The organism is Pseudomonas sp. No.117 (genome assembly GCF_054558395.1).
The window spans coordinates 271,189-286,508 of sequence record NZ_BAAJNP010000005.1 but is presented as its reverse complement, the minus strand read 5'-3'; the positions used below and the strand labels follow the sequence as shown (position 1 = coordinate 286,508).

Annotated in this window: 14 protein-coding genes; 8 read left to right on the top strand and 6 right to left on the bottom strand. The window is 65.5% G+C overall.

Annotated elements, in window-relative coordinates:
- Positions 1–8 precede the first annotated feature (8 nt).
- The 4 genes from ACYJP6_RS14110 to ACYJP6_RS14095 all read left to right on the top strand — a co-directional run bounded on the left by ACYJP6_RS14110 (position 9) and on the right by ACYJP6_RS14095 (position 7,570).
- Positions 9–1,688: an AMP-binding protein gene (locus tag ACYJP6_RS14110; RefSeq protein ID WP_459475631.1), complete on the top strand. Its 1,680-nt coding sequence runs from the start codon at positions 9–11 to the stop codon at positions 1,686–1,688.
- 153 nt (positions 1,689–1,841) lie between these two features.
- Positions 1,842–2,621, top strand: a complete 780-nt coding sequence (locus ACYJP6_RS14105; protein ID WP_459475630.1) for an SGNH/GDSL hydrolase family protein — start codon at positions 1,842–1,844, stop codon at positions 2,619–2,621.
- Between the two features lie 142 nt (positions 2,622–2,763).
- Entirely contained in the window at positions 2,764–6,789 is a 4,026-nt protein-coding gene (gene hrpA, locus ACYJP6_RS14100; RefSeq protein WP_459475629.1) for an ATP-dependent RNA helicase HrpA, read from the top strand.
- A 58-nt stretch (positions 6,790–6,847) separates the two neighbouring features.
- Positions 6,848–7,570 carry a Mut7-C RNAse domain-containing protein gene (locus tag ACYJP6_RS14095; protein ID WP_459475627.1) on the top strand — a complete coding sequence of 241 codons (723 nt, stop codon included), beginning with the start codon at positions 6,848–6,850 and terminating at the stop codon, positions 7,568–7,570.
- A gap of 182 nt (positions 7,571–7,752) precedes the next feature.
- Here ACYJP6_RS14095 and ACYJP6_RS14090 read toward each other — a convergent pair whose 3' ends face one another.
- Positions 7,753–8,586, bottom strand: coding sequence for a DUF1206 domain-containing protein (locus tag ACYJP6_RS14090; protein WP_459475626.1), 834 nt, complete (start codon positions 8,584–8,586; stop codon positions 7,753–7,755).
- 141 nt (positions 8,587–8,727) lie between these two features.
- Here ACYJP6_RS14090 and ACYJP6_RS14085 point away from each other — a divergent pair, with 141 nt between their 5' ends.
- Positions 8,728–9,201 (top strand): GreA/GreB family elongation factor, encoded by a 474-nt coding sequence (locus ACYJP6_RS14085; protein ID WP_459475625.1) that lies wholly within the window; start codon positions 8,728–8,730, stop codon positions 9,199–9,201.
- 376 nt (positions 9,202–9,577) lie between these two features.
- Here ACYJP6_RS14085 and ACYJP6_RS14080 read toward each other — a convergent pair whose 3' ends face one another.
- The 5 genes from ACYJP6_RS14080 to ACYJP6_RS14060 all read right to left on the bottom strand — a co-directional run bounded on the left by ACYJP6_RS14080 (position 9,578) and on the right by ACYJP6_RS14060 (position 12,933).
- Positions 9,578–9,865: a hypothetical protein gene (locus ACYJP6_RS14080; RefSeq protein ID WP_459475624.1), complete on the bottom strand. Its 288-nt coding sequence runs from the start codon at positions 9,863–9,865 to the stop codon at positions 9,578–9,580.
- A gap of 16 nt (positions 9,866–9,881) precedes the next feature.
- Positions 9,882–10,907 carry a TerC family protein gene (locus ACYJP6_RS14075; protein ID WP_459475623.1) on the bottom strand — a complete coding sequence of 342 codons (1,026 nt, stop codon included), beginning with the start codon at positions 10,905–10,907 and terminating at the stop codon, positions 9,882–9,884.
- Between the two features lie 142 nt (positions 10,908–11,049).
- Entirely contained in the window at positions 11,050–11,481 is a 432-nt protein-coding gene (locus ACYJP6_RS14070) for a DUF4440 domain-containing protein (RefSeq protein WP_459475622.1), read from the bottom strand.
- A 147-nt stretch (positions 11,482–11,628) separates the two neighbouring features.
- Complete coding sequence (locus ACYJP6_RS14065) at positions 11,629–11,940, bottom strand: DUF6482 family protein (protein ID WP_140215453.1); 312 nt, start codon at positions 11,938–11,940, stop codon at positions 11,629–11,631.
- A gap of 90 nt (positions 11,941–12,030) precedes the next feature.
- Complete coding sequence (locus ACYJP6_RS14060) at positions 12,031–12,933, bottom strand: LysR substrate-binding domain-containing protein (RefSeq protein WP_459475621.1); 903 nt, start codon at positions 12,931–12,933, stop codon at positions 12,031–12,033.
- Positions 12,934–13,130: 197 nt separating this feature from the next.
- On the opposite strand from ACYJP6_RS14060, the gene ACYJP6_RS14055 reads away from it, so the two are divergent.
- The 3 genes from ACYJP6_RS14055 to ACYJP6_RS14045 are packed head-to-tail and all read left to right on the top strand — an operon-like array spanning position 13,131 to position 15,316.
- Positions 13,131–13,958: a transporter substrate-binding domain-containing protein gene (locus ACYJP6_RS14055; protein ID WP_459475620.1), complete on the top strand. Its 828-nt coding sequence runs from the start codon at positions 13,131–13,133 to the stop codon at positions 13,956–13,958.
- A 10-nt stretch (positions 13,959–13,968) separates the two neighbouring features.
- Positions 13,969–14,631 (top strand): amino acid ABC transporter permease, encoded by a 663-nt coding sequence (locus ACYJP6_RS14050; protein ID WP_459475619.1) that lies wholly within the window; start codon positions 13,969–13,971, stop codon positions 14,629–14,631.
- Positions 14,632–14,638: 7 nt separating this feature from the next.
- Positions 14,639–15,316 (top strand): amino acid ABC transporter permease, encoded by a 678-nt coding sequence (locus ACYJP6_RS14045; RefSeq protein ID WP_459475618.1) that lies wholly within the window; start codon positions 14,639–14,641, stop codon positions 15,314–15,316.
- Positions 15,317–15,320 lie beyond the last annotated feature (4 nt).

Genomic DNA, 15,320 nt, shown 5'->3' with positions numbered 1-15,320 from the left:
CGGGCTGCATGATGCCGAATTTCTGGAGTGACAAATATCCTGAGGGCATCCAGACAGACATAGACCCGGGACGCTATCGCAACGTCCTGGCGGTATTTCGCGAGGCCTGCCAGACCTTCGCCGACCGTCCGGCCTTCAGCAACCTGGGCCGGACCCTGAGCTACCGCGAGCTCTATGCGCTATCCGGCCAGTTCGCCGCCTACCTGCAAAAGCATACCGACCTGCAACCGGGCGATCGCATCGCCGTGCAGATGCCCAATGTCCTGCAGTATCCGGTGGTGGTCTTCGGCGCCATGCGCGCCGGCCTGGTGGTGGTCAACACCAACCCGCTCTACACCGCCCGCGAGATGCAGCACCAGTTCAAGGATTCCGGCGCCCGGGCGCTGGTCTGCCTGGCCAACATGGCGCATTTGGCCGAACAGGTGCTGCCACAGACCGACATCCGCCACGTCATCGTCACCGAGGTCGGCGACCTGCTGCCGACCTTCAAGCGGCTGCTGGTCAATGCCGTGGTGCGCCACGTGAAGAAGATGGTGCCGGCCTATCGCATTCCCCATTCCATCCGCTTCGTCGATGCCATGACCAAGGGCGAGCACGTCGATTTCGTCGATGCCGATCCGGCGGGGGAGGACGTCGCCGTGCTGCAGTACACCGGCGGCACCACCGGCATCGCCAAGGGCGCCATGCTGACCCACCGCAACCTGGTGGCCAACATGCTGCAGTGCCAGGTGCTGATGACCAAGTACTTGGGCGATGGCGCCCAGGTGATGATCGCGCCGCTGCCGCTCTATCACATCTATGCCTTCACCATTCACTGCATGGCCATGCTGATCCAGGGCAACCACAATGTCCTGATCACCAATCCGCGCGACCTGCCGGCGCTGGTCAAGGAACTCAAGCAGTGGCGCTTCAACGGCTTCGTCGGCCTCAATACCCTGTTCGCCGCCCTGTGCAACAACGAGGAATTCCGCCAGCTGGATTTCTCTCAGCTCAAGGTGACCTTCTCCGGTGGCATGGCCTTGCAGCAATCCGTGGCCCTGCGCTGGGAAGAGGTGACCGGCTGTGGCATCTGCGAAGGCTACGGCATGACCGAGACCAGTCCGGTGGTGAGTTTCAATCCGCTGGAGCGGCGCCGGCTGGGCACCATCGGCGTACCGGTACCGGGCACCGATTGCAAGGTGGTGGACGCCGACGGCGTGGCCCTGGGCTTCGATACCCCCGGTGAACTCTGCGTCAAGGGTCCCCAGGTGATGAAGGGTTACTGGCTGAGACCTGAAGCCACCGCCGAGGTGCTGGATGCCGAGGGTTGGCTGCGCACCGGCGACATCGCCTTGATCGAGCCGGATGGCTACCTGCGCATCGTCGACCGCAAGAAGGACATGATCCTGGTGTCCGGTTTCAACGTCTATCCCAACGAACTGGAAGAGGTGCTCTCCCAGCTGCCCGGGGTGCTGCAGTGCGCGGCCATCGGCCTCCCCGACGAGGTCGCGGGGGAGAAGATCAAGGTGTTCGTGGTGCCCAAGCCCGGTGCGTCCCTGACCACCGAGCAGGTGCTCAAGCACATGCATGACCATGTCACCGGCTACAAGCGACCCAAGCTGGTGGAATTCCGCGACAGCCTGCCGACCACCAACGTCGGCAAGATCCTGCGGCGCGAACTGCGTGACGCCGAACTCAAGAAGGCGTAACAGAGCGCCTGCACGTCCCCCGTACCGCTACCTCTCGTCGACTGGTAGCGGCACGGCCCTTCACCAAGCATGGTTTTCGCAAGAGGTTCGGGTATAAACCGCAGGCGGCATTTTGCCGTCATGACCTCCGACCTCTCTTCTCGAGGACACACCATGCGAATTCGCGTACGCCAGGCCTTGCTGGGTCTCTTGCTGCTGGGCTCCACCGTGCTTGGCCAGGCGCAGGCCGGTGAACCCATCCGCGTCCTGTTCGTGGGCAACAGCTACACCTTCGTCAACGACCTGCCGGCCATGGTCCGTCAAATGTCCGTCGATGCCGGTCAGCCGCGCCCGCTGGACGTCAAGCACGTGACCTTCAGCGGTGCCAGCCTCGAGGAGCACTGGAAACGCCACGACGTACAGGACGAACTGGCCAAGGCCAAGTACGACTACGTGGTGATCCAGGACCACAGCATGATGCCGGTGAAGAATCCCGACCTCACCCGCCAGTACGTACGCCTGATCGCTGACCTGGCCCGCCAGGATGGCGCCCAGCCGATCCTCTACCTGACCTGGGCGCGGCAGAACAACCCCACCATGCAGGCGCAGCTGGACAGCGTCTACACCCCCCTGGCCAAGGAAACTGGCGCGCTGCTGGCGCCCGTGGGCCAGGCCTGGCAGAAGGCCCTGGCCGAGCAGCCGGCACCTGGGCTGTTCCTGCCCGATGGCAGCCATCCGTCCTTCACCGGCACCTACCTGACCGCTTCGGTGTTCTATGCGCTGATCTACGGTACCCGCCCGCCGTTGCCGGCGGCGGCGGACAAGATCAAGTTCGATCACGCCGACCCGGCCGACCTGCAGCAGGACGCCTGGAAGGCCCTGCAGTCTCTGGACATGGCCCTGCGTACGCCGCCCGCCAAGTTGAATATGGCCAGCGCCCAGGCCAAGCGCTGACCCCTGGCAGCCCCTGCGCGACGTCCGTCGCGCCGGGGCGCTTTCCTCGCTTCTTTTCCCCGCCATCTTCTTGTAAAGCCCCGCCGCACCCCCCAACTCTTTTACACTTACCGGTCCAAGCGACCGCCGTCGAAAGAGTTTCATGACCGATACCCCCTCCGTTGCCCGTCTTGCCGCCAACCTGGATCAGGCCTTCAACGCCGACCGCCATCGCCTGAGACGCCAGCTCCAGGCCTTGCAGAAGCAACCCGACCCGGCCCGTGAAGCCCAGTGGCTGGAGCGGTTCCAGGCCTCCTGCGCCAAGGTCGAGGCACGGCGTGCCAGCGTGCCGACCATCCGCTACGATGACGCCCTGCCCATCGCCGCCAAACGCGAGGAGATCAAGCGCGCCATCGCCGGGCATCAGGTGGTGGTGATCGCCGGTGAGACCGGTTCGGGCAAGACCACCCAGCTGCCGAAGATCTGTCTGGAACTGGGCAGAGGTGTGCGCGGCCTGATCGGCCACACCCAGCCGCGGCGTCTGGCGGCGCGCAGCGTGGCCGCCCGGGTGGCCGAGGAGCTGGCATCGCCGCTGGGCGAGCTGGTGGGCTACCAGGTGCGCTTCGAGGACCAGAGCACCGACGCCAGCCTGATCAAGCTGATGACCGACGGCATTCTGCTGGCCGAGACCCAGCACGACCGCTTCCTCGAACGCTACGACACGATCATCGTCGACGAGGCCCACGAACGCAGTCTCAACATCGATTTCCTGCTGGGCTTCCTCAAGACCCTGCTGCCGCGCCGGCCCGATCTCAAGCTGATCATCACCTCGGCGACCATCGACCTGGAGCGTTTCTCCAAGCACTTCGACGGCGCGCCCATCGTCGAGGTGTCCGGCCGTACCTATCCGGTGGAGACCTGGTACCGCCCCCTCAGCTCGGAGGTGGACGAAGACGGCGAGCGCCTGGTGGACGACCTCTCGGTGGACCAGGGTATCCTCCAGGCCCTGGACGAGATCGAGGCCCACGAGCGCAGCGTCGGCCAGCGTCCGGGCGATGTGCTGGTATTCCTGCCGGGCGAGCGCGAGATCCGCGATTGCGCCGAGGTGCTGCGCAAGGCCCAGCTGAAATTCACCGAGGTGTTGCCGCTCTATGCGCGGCTGACCCCGGCCGAGCAGCAGAAGATCTTCCAGCCGCGCCCCGGGCGCAAGATCGTGCTGGCCACCAACGTCGCCGAGACCTCGCTGACCGTACCGGGTATCCGCTACGTGATCGACAGCGGCACGGCGCGCATCAGTCGCTACAGCTATAGAGCCAAGGTCCAGCGGCTGCCCATCGAAGCCATTTCCCAGGCCAGTGCCAACCAGCGCAAGGGCCGTTGCGGCCGGGTTGAGCCGGGCATCTGCATCCGCCTCTACAGCGAAGAAGACTTCCTCGGCCGGCCGACCTTCACCGATCCGGAGATCCTGCGCACCAACTTGGCGGCGGTGATCCTGCAGATGCTGCATCTGCGCCTAGGCCGGATCGAGGATTTCCCCTTCATCGAGCCGCCGGATGGCAAGGCGATCAAGGACGGCTTCACCCTGTTGCAGGAGCTCTCGGCGGTGGACGTCGAGGGTCGGCTGCTGCCGCTGGGCCGGCAACTGGCGCGGCTACCCATCGATCCGCGCCTGGGGCGCATGCTGCTGGAGGCCACGGAGCAGGGCAGTCTGGCCGAGGTGCTGATCGTCACCAGTGCCCTGTCGGTGCAGGACCCGCGCGAGCGGCCAGCGGATCGCCAGACCCAGGCCGACCAGGCCCACGCCCAGTGGAAAGACCCGGATTCGGACTTCGCCGCCCTGGTCAATCTCTGGCACGGCTTCGAAGAACAGCGCCAGGCACTGGGCTCCAACGCCCTGCGCAGCTGGTGCCGCAAGCATTTCCTCAACTACCTGCGGCTGCGTGAGTGGCGCGACGCCCATCGCCAACTGACCCTGCTGTGCCGCGAACTCGGGCTCAAGGCGCGCAAGGCCGAGGCCGACCAGCCGGCAGCCGCGGTAGCCAGCGACAAGCCGGTGCTCACCACCGACAAGAGAGTCAATGCCAAGGCCCAGCAACAGGCGGAGGCCAGCGAGGCGGCGCAACGTGCCCGTGGCTATGCAGCCCTGCACAAGGCCATTCTCGCCGGCCTGCTCAGCCAGATCGGCCAGAAGAGCGAGGACGGCGACTACCTCGGTGCCCGCCAACGGCGCTTCTGGATCCATCCCAGCAGCGTCATCGGCCGCAAGAAGCCCACCTGGATCATGGCGGCCGAACTGGTGGAGACCACCAAGCTGTTCGCCCGCATGGTGGCCAAGATCGAGCCGGACTGGATCGAGCCGGTGGCCGGGCATCTGGTCAAGAAGACCCATCTGGAGCCCCATTGGGAGAAGAAGCGCGGCCAGGTGGTGGCCTATGAACAGGTCACCCTCTATGGCCTGATCGTGGTCGGCCGCCGTCCGGTGCACTTCGGTCCCATAGATCCGCCCGCCGCCCGCGAGCTGTTCATCCGCGAGGGCCTGGTGCGCGGCGAGATCAACAGCCGCGCCAAGTGCCTAGCGGCCAACCGCGCCCTGCTGGAGCGGCTGGACGAGCTGGAAGCCAAGGCGCGCCGCCGCGACATCCTCGCCGACGAGGAGACGCTGTTCGACTACTACGCCGCGCGCTTGCCGGCGGACGTCTACCAGACCGCCACCTTCGACAGCTGGTACCGCCGCGAGAGCGCCAAGCAGCCGGACCTGCTGGTCATGCGCGAGGAGGATGTCCTCGCCCGTGAGGCCAGCGAGGTCACCGCCGCCCAGTACCCCGACACCCTGCGTCTGGGCGAGCTGACGCTGCCGCTGTCCTACGAATTCGACCCGACCCATCCGCGCGATGGTGTCACCCTGCGCGTGCCGGCGCCCTTGCTGCCGCAGCTGCCGCCGCAGCGGCTGGACTGGCTGGTGCCGGGCCTGCTCTATGACCGCTGCGTGGCCCTGGTGCGCAACCTGCCCAAGGCGCTGCGCAAGAATTTCGTGCCGGTGCCGGATTTCGTCCGCGCGGCGCTGGACAAGATCCCCTTCGGCGAAGGCTCGCTGCACGAGGCCTTGGGGCGCGAGCTACAACGCATGACCGGCGCCCGTATCCCCGACGAGGCCTGGCCGGAAGCCGAGGCGGGTCTCGACCGCCACCTGCGCATGAATCTCGAAGTCGTCGATGCCCAGGGCAAGCCCCTGGGTGAAGGCCGCGACCTGGCCGAGGTGACGGCGCGATTCACCGAGGAAAGCCAGGCGGCGCTGGCCTTGCCAACGCAGAAACGCCAGGAGCAGCGCCCGGTGGAGGCCAAGGCCTTCGCCCAGGTGGCGGCCAAGACCCAGCAGCAGGTGGCCGGGCTGTCGATGACGGTCTATCCGGCGCTGGTGGACGAGCAGGGCACGGTGCGCGAAGGTCGCTTCGCCACCCAGGCCGAGGCCACCTACCAGCACCGGCGAGCCCTGCAACGGTTGTTGCTGCAGCAACTGGCGGAGCAGGCCAAGTTCCTGCGCGGCAAGCTGCCCGGCCTCACCGAGTTGGGCCTGCTGCACCGCGAGCTGGGCCGGCCGGAAGCCCTGGTGGAAGACCTCCTGCTGGCCAGCCTGGACGCCGCCATCCTCGCCGCTGAGTCCGAGCTGCCGCGGGATGGCGCTGGCCTGGCCTCCCTGGCCGAACGGCGCAAGGCTGGTTGGACCGAGCAGGCCGAGCGCCTGGCGCGGTTGACCCTGGAGATCCTCAAGCTCTGGCATGGCCTGCAGAAGAAGTTCAAGGGCCGCATCGACCTGGCCCAGGCGGTGGCCTTGAACGACATCAAGGCGCAACTGGCCAGCCTGGTCTATCCCGGTTTCGTCCGAGCTACGCCGCTGGAGTGGCTGAAGGAGTATCCGCGTTACCTCAAGGCCATCGAACAACGCTTCGACAAGCTCGGCGGCCAGGTGCAGCGGGATCGCGTCTGGAGTGGCGAACTGGCCGGGCTCTGGGAACAGTATCGCGCCCGCGCCGCCAAACATGGCCAGGAGGGCAAGCGCGACGCCAACCTGGAACTCTATCGCTGGATGCTGGAGGAATACCGGGTCTCGCTGTGGGCCCAGCAGTTGGGTACGCGGATGCCGGTCTCGGATAAGCGCCTGAACAAGCAGTGGAGCCAGGTGGAGGCCTGACCAGGGTCATCCATCGGAACCGGCGCCGGCCTGGGGCGGCCCCTGGCATAGTGAGGCCATGACCCAGGCCAGTTTTCGTTTCCACGGTGCCCTCGAACGCTTCCTGGCCCCGGCCCATCGCGGCCGGGCAATCTGGGTCGAGTGCGCGGCGGTGGCGAGTGCCAAGCATCAGATCGAGGCGCTCGGCGTGCCCCATACCGAAGTGGGGCTCCTGCTGATCAATGATCAGAGCGCCACGCTCAGGCAGCGCCTGGCTGATGGCGACCAGGTAGTCGTCCATCCCGCCCAGGCGGCTGAGGCTGGAATCCAAGGTGAGTACCAGGCGGCAGGACGGCCGCGCTTCGTCGCCGATGCCCATCTGGGCGCCCTGGCACGCCGACTGCGCATGGCCGGCTTCGATACCCTGTACGACAACGCCTACGCCGATCCCGCCTTGGCCGAACTGGCCAATCGCGAAGAACGCATCCTGCTCACCCGGGACCGGGAGCTACTCAAGCGGCGCAATGTACTCCTGGGCTGTTACGTCCATGCCTTGCAGCCCGAGGCGCAACTGCGCGAACTCTATGAACGCCTTGCCTTGCGGGCCTGGGCGGCGCCGTTTTCCCGTTGCCTGGCCTGCAACTCAGGGCTCCAGGCAGTAGATCTAGCGCAGGTCAGCGAGCGCGTACCGCCGCGCGTGCGGGAACGTCATCGGCATTTTCTCTACTGCCCTCAGTGCGACAAGGTGTTCTGGGAGGGTAGCCATTGGCAGGCCATGCGCGAGCGGCTGACACTGGTCTAGGCTTCGGCTGAAAGGTACCGGCGCTAGGGTAGGCTGCCTTGAAATCATCTGGATCGCCAGCCGGCCCAGGTGGCCCCATGCAAGGCTCATTTACCCCTCGTGAACTCGTTCGCGAGCCCGGTCCCCTTCCTTACTCGTTGTCGTCTTGGCTGGCCTTCGCTCGGCGATTTTTCAGACGAGCCCTACCGCGGCAGCACCTGGCGCAACGAGCCGCCGACGTCCGGCAGGTCCATCTCGATACGCCGCCAGTAGGCTTCGGCGAAGCTGTAGAGGGCGAAGGCGATCAGTCCGAGGCCGACCACGGACAGGATGAGGGTGCCGAAGGGCAGGTTCTGCAGGCCGTTCAGTGCATCCTTCATGCCTGGGGGATGCAGCGCCTGGTAGCGCGAGCCACTGATCATCAGCAACACGGCGATCTCGACGAAGGCCACGCCACGGGCGATCAGACCAAAGCGGCCGATGGGACGGATGACGCGGAGTTGTTCCGGACTGGCTTCGAGATAGCGCTCGAAGCTGGCTTTCCAGCCCTTCACGAAATGCGCCAGGCCCACGCCCAGGGGGATGAGTGCGGCGACGTACACCAGCAGGTTGGAATAGCGCCAGCTGAGCAGCAGTTGCAGGAAGTCGTTGGTATTGCCGCCCGAGCCTCCGCTCTGGCGCAGGCCGCTGACCAGCAGGCCGAGGGCGAAGAAGGCGAGGGCACCGTAGGTGATACCGCCCACGAGTAGGCCGGCGCGGATCACCAGGCCCTTGGGCTTGCGACCGTGGTCGTCGACGTCGCGTAGCGCCTGGAGGATGCGCCAGGCGGCGAAGGCCACCAGGCCTACCACCACCAGGCCGACCAGGAAATGGCCGAAGGGTTGGGTGAGCAGGGCTTCCAGGCTGTCGTGGCTGTCCGCCGGCTGACCGGAGCCCCGGGCGGCGAGCAGGGCGAGCACCCCGATGATCAGGTAGACGAGGCCACGGGCGGCGTAGCCGCTACGAGCGAGCAGGGTGAGTCCGGTACGGGTGCGCATCTGTTTGATCCTGTTACATCTTGCCTTCTACTGACCGGTGGCTCGCGCACGGGTTCTGGCCAGCGGACAGACGCTTCGCCCAGACTGGCGGGGCGAAGAGTTTGGCCTTAGGCTCGCACCCTTTGCCCCGGCGATGGCTTCATGGACAAAGCACGACTGCTCACCCTCATCCTTCAGGCCTTGGAACAGGACCGCGACGTGCTTCGCCAGCAACTGGCGGCCAGCCACGAGGCGGCCACCCACAGCGAAAGCAAGGCCGAGAACAAATACGATACCCGCGGCCTGGAAGCCGCCTATCTGGCCGACGGCCAGCGGCGGCGCCTGCACGAGATCGAACTGGCCTTGGCAGCCTACCGGGCGTTGACGCCGGTCGTGATGGACGACGGCATTCGCGTCGGCGCCCTGATCGAATTGGCCACGCCATCGGGTAGTCGCTGGCTGTTCCTCGGGCCGGATGGGGCGGGACTCAAGGTCAGACTGGACGGCCAGGAGGTGCTGGTGATCTCGCCCCGCGCGCCCCTGGGACAGGCATTGCTCGGGCGGGAAGAGGGCGATGAGGTGGCGGTAACGGTGGAAGGCAAGGTACACCGGCAGGAGATCCTGGCGGTGTACTGAGCCTCAGGCTGTTCACAAGTACCACCGTAGGTTGGGCTGAGCGCAGCGAAGCCCAACAGCTTTCGCTTTGGTATGGGCCTGTTGGGCTTCGACGATGGAGCCGTCTCAACCCAACCTACGATCATCCCTGCCGGATGGACTCCGTAGGTTGGGTTGAGCGTCAGCGAAGCCCAACGCCTTTCACCTCGGCACGGATCCTGTTGGGCTCCGTCGATGGAGCCGTCTCAACTCAACCTACGATCATCCCCGCCGGATGAACCCCGTAGGTTGGGTCGAGCGTCAGCGAAGCCCAACGCCTTTCCCCTCGGCACGACTCCCGTTGGGCTTCGACGATGGAGCTGTCTCAACCCAACCTACGATCATGGCTGCCAAAGGCTCAGGCTTCGACGCCCTCCACCGACCGGTTGGTCCGGGGTGGGGTTGCCTCTTCCTTTTCCTGCTTCGGCCTATGCTGATCCAACCAGGCGCGGGTCTGATTCTGGGCCTCGTCGACCTTCTTGTTGAGTTCGTCGAGGGTTCCGCCCAGGGTTTCCCGGGCTTGCTCGCGAGCGGCTTCCTCCACCTTGGTGGCGAAGCTGTCCGCGGCTTTCTCGGCGCTGTCACAGCCGCCGAGGCCGAGGAGCAGGAGGATGCTGGCGAGACCGAGGATGGCTTTGGTAGTCATGGTCGTCTGCTCCTGATCACGAAGGCCGGTTCAGCGAATCGGGCGGTTCATGACCGGCAGCCGCGCCCTTGGCCTCGCCGCGGGTCTTGTACAGCGACACCAGCACGCCGCCGGCCAGCAGGCCCAGGGTCACGCTCAGGGAGATCGCCGGCGGGATTTTGCCGATGATGCCCACCAGGAAGATCTTGCAGCCGATGAACACCAGGACCAGCGCCAGGGCGTACTTCAAGTAGGCGAAGCGATGGATCATTGCGGCCAGGGCGAAGTACAGCGCGCGCAGGCCGAGGATGGCGAAGACGTTCGAGGTGTAGACGATGAAGGGATCCTGGGTGATGGCGAAGATGGCCGGCACGCTGTCCACCGCGAACACCAGGTCGGCGCACTCGATCACGATCAGCGCGAGGAACATAGGCGTCACCCAGAGCACCGTCTTGCCACTGGCATCGGGCTTGCGCACGAAGAAATGCTCGTTGTGCATCTCGTCGGTGACGCGCAGTTTCTTGCGCAGGAATTTGATGAAGACGTTGTCGTCGAGGTTGGGCTCTTCATCCACCTTGGCGAACAGCATCTTGACCCCGGTGACCACCAGGAAGGCGCCGAAGATATAGAGGATCCAGTCGAACTGATGGATCAGGGCCGCGCCCAGGCCGATCATGATGGCCCGCAGCACGATCACCCCGAGGATGCCCCAGAACAGCACCCGGTGCTGGTATTCGCGGGGGATGGCGAAGAAGCCGAAGATCACTGCCATCAGGAAGACGTTGTCCATGGACAGCGACTTCTCGATGAGAAAGCCGGTGACGTAGTCGAGGCTGGCATCGGCGCCCTTGAGTTGCCAGACGAAGAGGGCAAACAGGAGGCCCGCACTGATGTAGCCGGCGGAGAGCAGCAGGCTCTCCTTCACCTCGATGGGCTTGTTCTCCTTGTGGAGCACTCCCAGGTCGAAGGCCAGCAGGGCGATGACGACGGCGAAGAAGGTGAGCCACATCCAGGTGGCGGTGCCGAGGAAGTCGGCGAAGAAAAATGCATGCAGGGCGTTCATGAGCCCCTCCTTAGTCAAGTTCAAGACTATGACTCGACATGGCGGCACATGCCGTCAGAGGGGCCCGGGTCACCCAGACAGGATTAAGAACTGCGGCACATTCGGCAAGGGCCGCAGTTTTACAAAATGCAACCGCTCTGGATCAGGCTTCTCGGGAGGAATGGTGACCGGTGATCAGCCAGCGGCCATCGATCTGTTCGAAGGTGAAGAGGAAGCGTGCGGGGACGCTGATCGCCCGGTCGCCTTCGCGGTAATGGAAGACATAGAGACCGCCGACCACCACGGTGCTGAGCTTGCTGCTGACCCTTTTCTTGAAGATCAGCACATCGCAGACGATGCCTTCGTTGGCGAGAAAATTACGGAAATACTCGCGACGGCTGTCCTCGCTATCCCGCACCTCGTTGGACAGGGTCGGTACCAGGATGGCATCGGGGGCATAGAGGGCGAGAATGGCTTCCACGTCGCGGGTGGCGACGGTAGCGGCCCAGGTGTGGAGCGCGGCCTTGGCGCCGGCAAGACTGGCGATCTCTTCGTTGGAGCGGGATGGCCCAGGGATAGGCAGAGCGTCGGACATGGCAGGAACCTCAGGCGATGACGGATGGTTACATTATAACAATTCGTCATCGCCGGGTTCGCGATAAAGGCTGCCCAGCGAGCCGGTGAAGCTATCACTGCGTTATGGGGCTGGCGTCCAGGGCGCGTGCGGGATTTCTCCCATGGATCAGCGGTTTTCCACCTTCGACCGCAGCGGGATCTCCTCGCGGGAATCGGTCTGGGTCTCGGGTTGGCCCACCATCTCCTCGTAGACCGCCGGTTGGGCGATGAACAGGCGCACGTCCTTGACGTCGTCGAGGATACGGCGGGCTTCCTCCACCGAGGCCACGTGCAGGGTCGCGCCCTTGTCGTCGGCGACTGGCACCGAGGTCCCTTCCACCAGCGCATGGATGACGTAGGAGCCGCCTTCCATGGACACCAGGTTGACTTCCTGCACCGCACCGGCCTTGACCTGCTGATTCAGCTCTTTGACATTCATCGAGACACCTCGGTTATCACGCTAACGAACCCTGCGCAGCGGCTAGGGGTGGATAACGATTCGAGGTGGGAGCGGTGTCGGGAGTTCCGGTCATTGCCATTGCCGCACGGCCTCCTGCAGGGTGGCGCGGATCTCCGCGGCGAAGGCCAGAGTGAGGGTGCCTGCGGGGCGGTGATCGGCTAGCAGCAGATAGCTGGTGAAGCGGATCGCCGGCCGGAAAGGGCGCATTTCCAGTCCGGCGTGCAGGTAATCCAACGCCACCAGCGGACTGACGATACTGACGCCCAGACCCAGGCCGACCATGGCGCAGATGGTGGCGGCATAGGGCGTCTCCAGGTTCAGTCGGCGCCGCTCGACCGGTTCCTGGAAATGGCGGTCGATGCGCGTACGGGTGCTGTCGCCCGGCACCAGCGAGATGAATTCCTCGCCGGCCAGGTCGGCCGGTGTCACCTCGCCGAGTTGGCTCAGGCGATGTCCGCGCGGGAAGACGCAGACCCCGGGTACGTCGCTGAGCAACTCCGCCGCCACGCCGGGTAGCTGCTCACCCACATAGGAGGCCAGGCCCAGGTCGCAGAACTGGGAGGCCGCCCAGTGCGCCACCGTGGGGGAGTCGCTGGTGTGGATGGTGATGGCCACCTGCGGGTGCCGCTCGCGAAAGCGTTGCACCACCCGCGGCAGCAGGGTGAGCGACAGCGAAGGCACCGCGGCAAGGCGCAGCCGTCCGGTGCCGCCCTGGGCGATGGCGCGGGCCGAGGCTTGCAGGCTGCCCAGGCCGACGAAGGCGCGCTCCACGTCGCGGAACAGCGCCGTGCCCTCCTCGGTGGGCAGCAGGCGTCCAGCGATACGCTCGAACAGCCGGAAACCGCAGCTGCGCTCCAATTGGGCGATGAGCCGGCTGATGTTGGGTTGCGAGGTATGCAGGGCCTCGGCGGCTGCGGTCATGGAGCCAGACAGCATCGTCGCGCGAAACGCTTCCACCTGTTTCATGTTCATCCGCTCACCCCATATCAGATCCGTATGGCTGCCTAGCGTATTGGCATTTGCCAGCATGACGCCATAAGTCTTACAAAAGACCCAAGGCGCAATGAACGCCAGCCACAGACGACCCCTGCTGCACCCTTCGATCTGCCCTCGTAGCCCTGCCGCCGGCCACCAGCCCGGCGGCTGTCACCGCTTTTCTAGGAGGCAACATGTCGTATCGCGCGTTTACCGGTGCCGTCCTGGCGCTGGGTCTGGCCAGCCTGGTACAGGCTGCAACCTTGCCCCCCGTACCGCCCGCCCTCACCGAAGCCGGTACGTTGCGCGCCGGGGTGCGTTGCGACCAGCCACCCTATGGCTACCAGGACAGCAATGGCGACTTCGCCGGCGTCGAAGTGGAGATGTCCCGGCAGATCGCCGAGTGGGCATTGGGCTCGCGGGACAAGGTGAGCTTCACCTGCGTCACCGCCGAGAATCGGGTACCGCAATTGCTCGGCCGCAAGGTGGACATGTTGATCGCCACCCTCGGGGTGACGCCGGAGCGGCAGCGGGTGATCGACTTCACCACTCCCTATCGCTGGGGCGCGAGCGATGTGCTGGTGCGTAAGGACAGCGGCATCGATTCCATCGCCGCCCTGCGTGGCAAGACCCTGGCCACGCTCAAGGGCTCGGTACAGGCCAAGTGGTTCGAAGATCACGAGCCGGAGATCAAGACCCTGCGCATGAACAGCGCCGCCGATGCCCTGCAGACCTTTCGCCAGGGCCGGGTCGATGCCTATACCCACGACGCCGCCACCCTGGTGGTGGTGACCGCCCATGACGAAAGCGTCCGCCTGGTGGGTGAGCCCTTCCAGATTTCCGACGCCGCCATCGGGGTGCGCAAGAACGAGGCCGAATGGCGTGACTACCTCAGCGCCGCCGTGGCGCGCATGCACGAGGAGCACCTGTTCCGCCCCTGGGTGGAGCGCCTGGTCCCGGAGAACATCCGCAGCTACTACCTGAGCGTGTTCGAGCAGCCGCGGCCTGCGGAACGCCACTAGGAGCGCGGCGATGGACTTCGATCTGGACTATCTCTGGGCCCAGTGGCCGGCGCTGCTCGACGGCCTGCTGATGACGCTCAAGGTCTCGCTGCTGGCGATAGGACTGTCGCTGGCCATCGGCATCGTCGGCGGGGCGGCTCGGCTGTTTCGCGTGCCGGTGCTGGCGCAACTCACCGCCGTCTATGTCGAGGTGATCCGCAACACGCCGATCCTGGTGCAACTCTTCTTCATCTTCTACGGCCTGCCGGCGGTGGGCCTGGGGCTGTCGCTGTTCTGGTCCGGGGTGGTCTGCCTGTCCCTCTGGGCCGGCGCCTACCAGATCGAGAATCTGCGCGGCGGGCTGGCGACGGTGGAGCGGGGCATGCGCGAGGCGAGCCTGGCCCTGAATCTCCAGCCCTGGCAATTCTTCTGCCTGATCGCCTTGCCCATCGCCGTGCGCACCGCCTTGCCGGCGGTGCTCAACACCGCCATCTCGCTGCTGAAGAACTCTTCCTACCTGCAGGCCATCGGCCTGGCCGAGCTGACCTTCGTCGCGGTGGATCGCATCGCCACGGATTTTCGCGCCCTGGAGATGTTCAGCGCCATCTGCGTGCTCTACCTGGGGCTGGTGGCGGTGCTGGCCCTGGCTACGCAGCGGTTGTCCGCTCATCTGCAACGACCGTTTCGGCAGTGAGGCGAGCATGACCTTCTTTCTGGAAAACTGGAATTTCGTGGTCAAGGGCCTGCTGATGACCCTGCAGTTGGCGCTGGTGGTGCTGCTCTTCACCACCCTGGTCTCGGCGGTGTTCGGCGTGCTGGCCACCTTGCCGCAGCGTTGGCTGGGTTGGCTGATCCACGGCTACGTCGAGCTGTTCCGTTCCATCCCGCTGATCGTCAACGTCTTCTTCATCTTCTTCGGCGCCCCGCTGCTGGGCCTGGACCTTTCGCCCTTTGCCGCGGTCACCACCGGCCTGACCCTCTGGGGCAGCGCCAACGGCATCGAGATCGTCCGCGGTGGCTTGCAGGCGGTGCCCCGGCACCAGTGGAAGAGCGCCTGGGCGCTGGGCCTGCCGCGCTGGCGCATCTACCTGCACATCGTCGGGCCGCAATCGCTCAAGGCCATCCTGCCGGCCTATACCGGACTGCTCACCCTGCTGGTCCAGGCTACCTCCCTGGGCGCCCTGGTCGGGGTGGGCGAATTCCTCAAGACCGGCCAGACCCTGATCGAGCGCACCACCATGATGACCGGCGCCAGTCCGGCCTTCAGCGTCTACGGCACGGTGCTGCTCGTCTACTTCGTCATCTGCTCGCTGCTCAGCTGGCTCAGCCGCTACCTCGAGCGGCGCCTGGGTCGTCCGCTGACCCGCAATCCGTCCTAGAGAG

What these genes read in the sequence shown, in the direction of transcription:
- ACYJP6_RS14110 (WP_459475631.1), top strand. Translation starts at nt 9, where the DNA reads ATGATGCCGAATTTCTGGAGTGACAAATATCCTGAGGGCATCCAGACA.
- ACYJP6_RS14105 (WP_459475630.1), top strand. Translation starts at nt 1,842, where the DNA reads ATGCGAATTCGCGTACGCCAGGCCTTGCTGGGTCTCTTGCTGCTGGGC.
- hrpA (WP_459475629.1), top strand. Translation starts at nt 2,764, where the DNA reads ATGACCGATACCCCCTCCGTTGCCCGTCTTGCCGCCAACCTGGATCAG.
- ACYJP6_RS14095 (WP_459475627.1), top strand. Translation starts at nt 6,848, where the DNA reads ATGACCCAGGCCAGTTTTCGTTTCCACGGTGCCCTCGAACGCTTCCTG.
- ACYJP6_RS14090 (WP_459475626.1), bottom strand. Translation starts at nt 8,586, where the DNA reads ATGCGCACCCGTACCGGACTCACCCTGCTCGCTCGTAGCGGCTACGCC.
- ACYJP6_RS14085 (WP_459475625.1), top strand. Translation starts at nt 8,728, where the DNA reads ATGGACAAAGCACGACTGCTCACCCTCATCCTTCAGGCCTTGGAACAG.
- ACYJP6_RS14080 (WP_459475624.1), bottom strand. Translation starts at nt 9,865, where the DNA reads ATGACTACCAAAGCCATCCTCGGTCTCGCCAGCATCCTCCTGCTCCTC.
- ACYJP6_RS14075 (WP_459475623.1), bottom strand. Translation starts at nt 10,907, where the DNA reads ATGAACGCCCTGCATGCATTTTTCTTCGCCGACTTCCTCGGCACCGCC.
- ACYJP6_RS14070 (WP_459475622.1), bottom strand. Translation starts at nt 11,481, where the DNA reads ATGTCCGACGCTCTGCCTATCCCTGGGCCATCCCGCTCCAACGAAGAG.
- ACYJP6_RS14065 (WP_140215453.1), bottom strand. Translation starts at nt 11,940, where the DNA reads ATGAATGTCAAAGAGCTGAATCAGCAGGTCAAGGCCGGTGCGGTGCAG.
- ACYJP6_RS14060 (WP_459475621.1), bottom strand. Translation starts at nt 12,933, where the DNA reads ATGAACATGAAACAGGTGGAAGCGTTTCGCGCGACGATGCTGTCTGGC.
- ACYJP6_RS14055 (WP_459475620.1), top strand. Translation starts at nt 13,131, where the DNA reads ATGTCGTATCGCGCGTTTACCGGTGCCGTCCTGGCGCTGGGTCTGGCC.
- ACYJP6_RS14050 (WP_459475619.1), top strand. Translation starts at nt 13,969, where the DNA reads ATGGACTTCGATCTGGACTATCTCTGGGCCCAGTGGCCGGCGCTGCTC.
- ACYJP6_RS14045 (WP_459475618.1), top strand. Translation starts at nt 14,639, where the DNA reads ATGACCTTCTTTCTGGAAAACTGGAATTTCGTGGTCAAGGGCCTGCTG.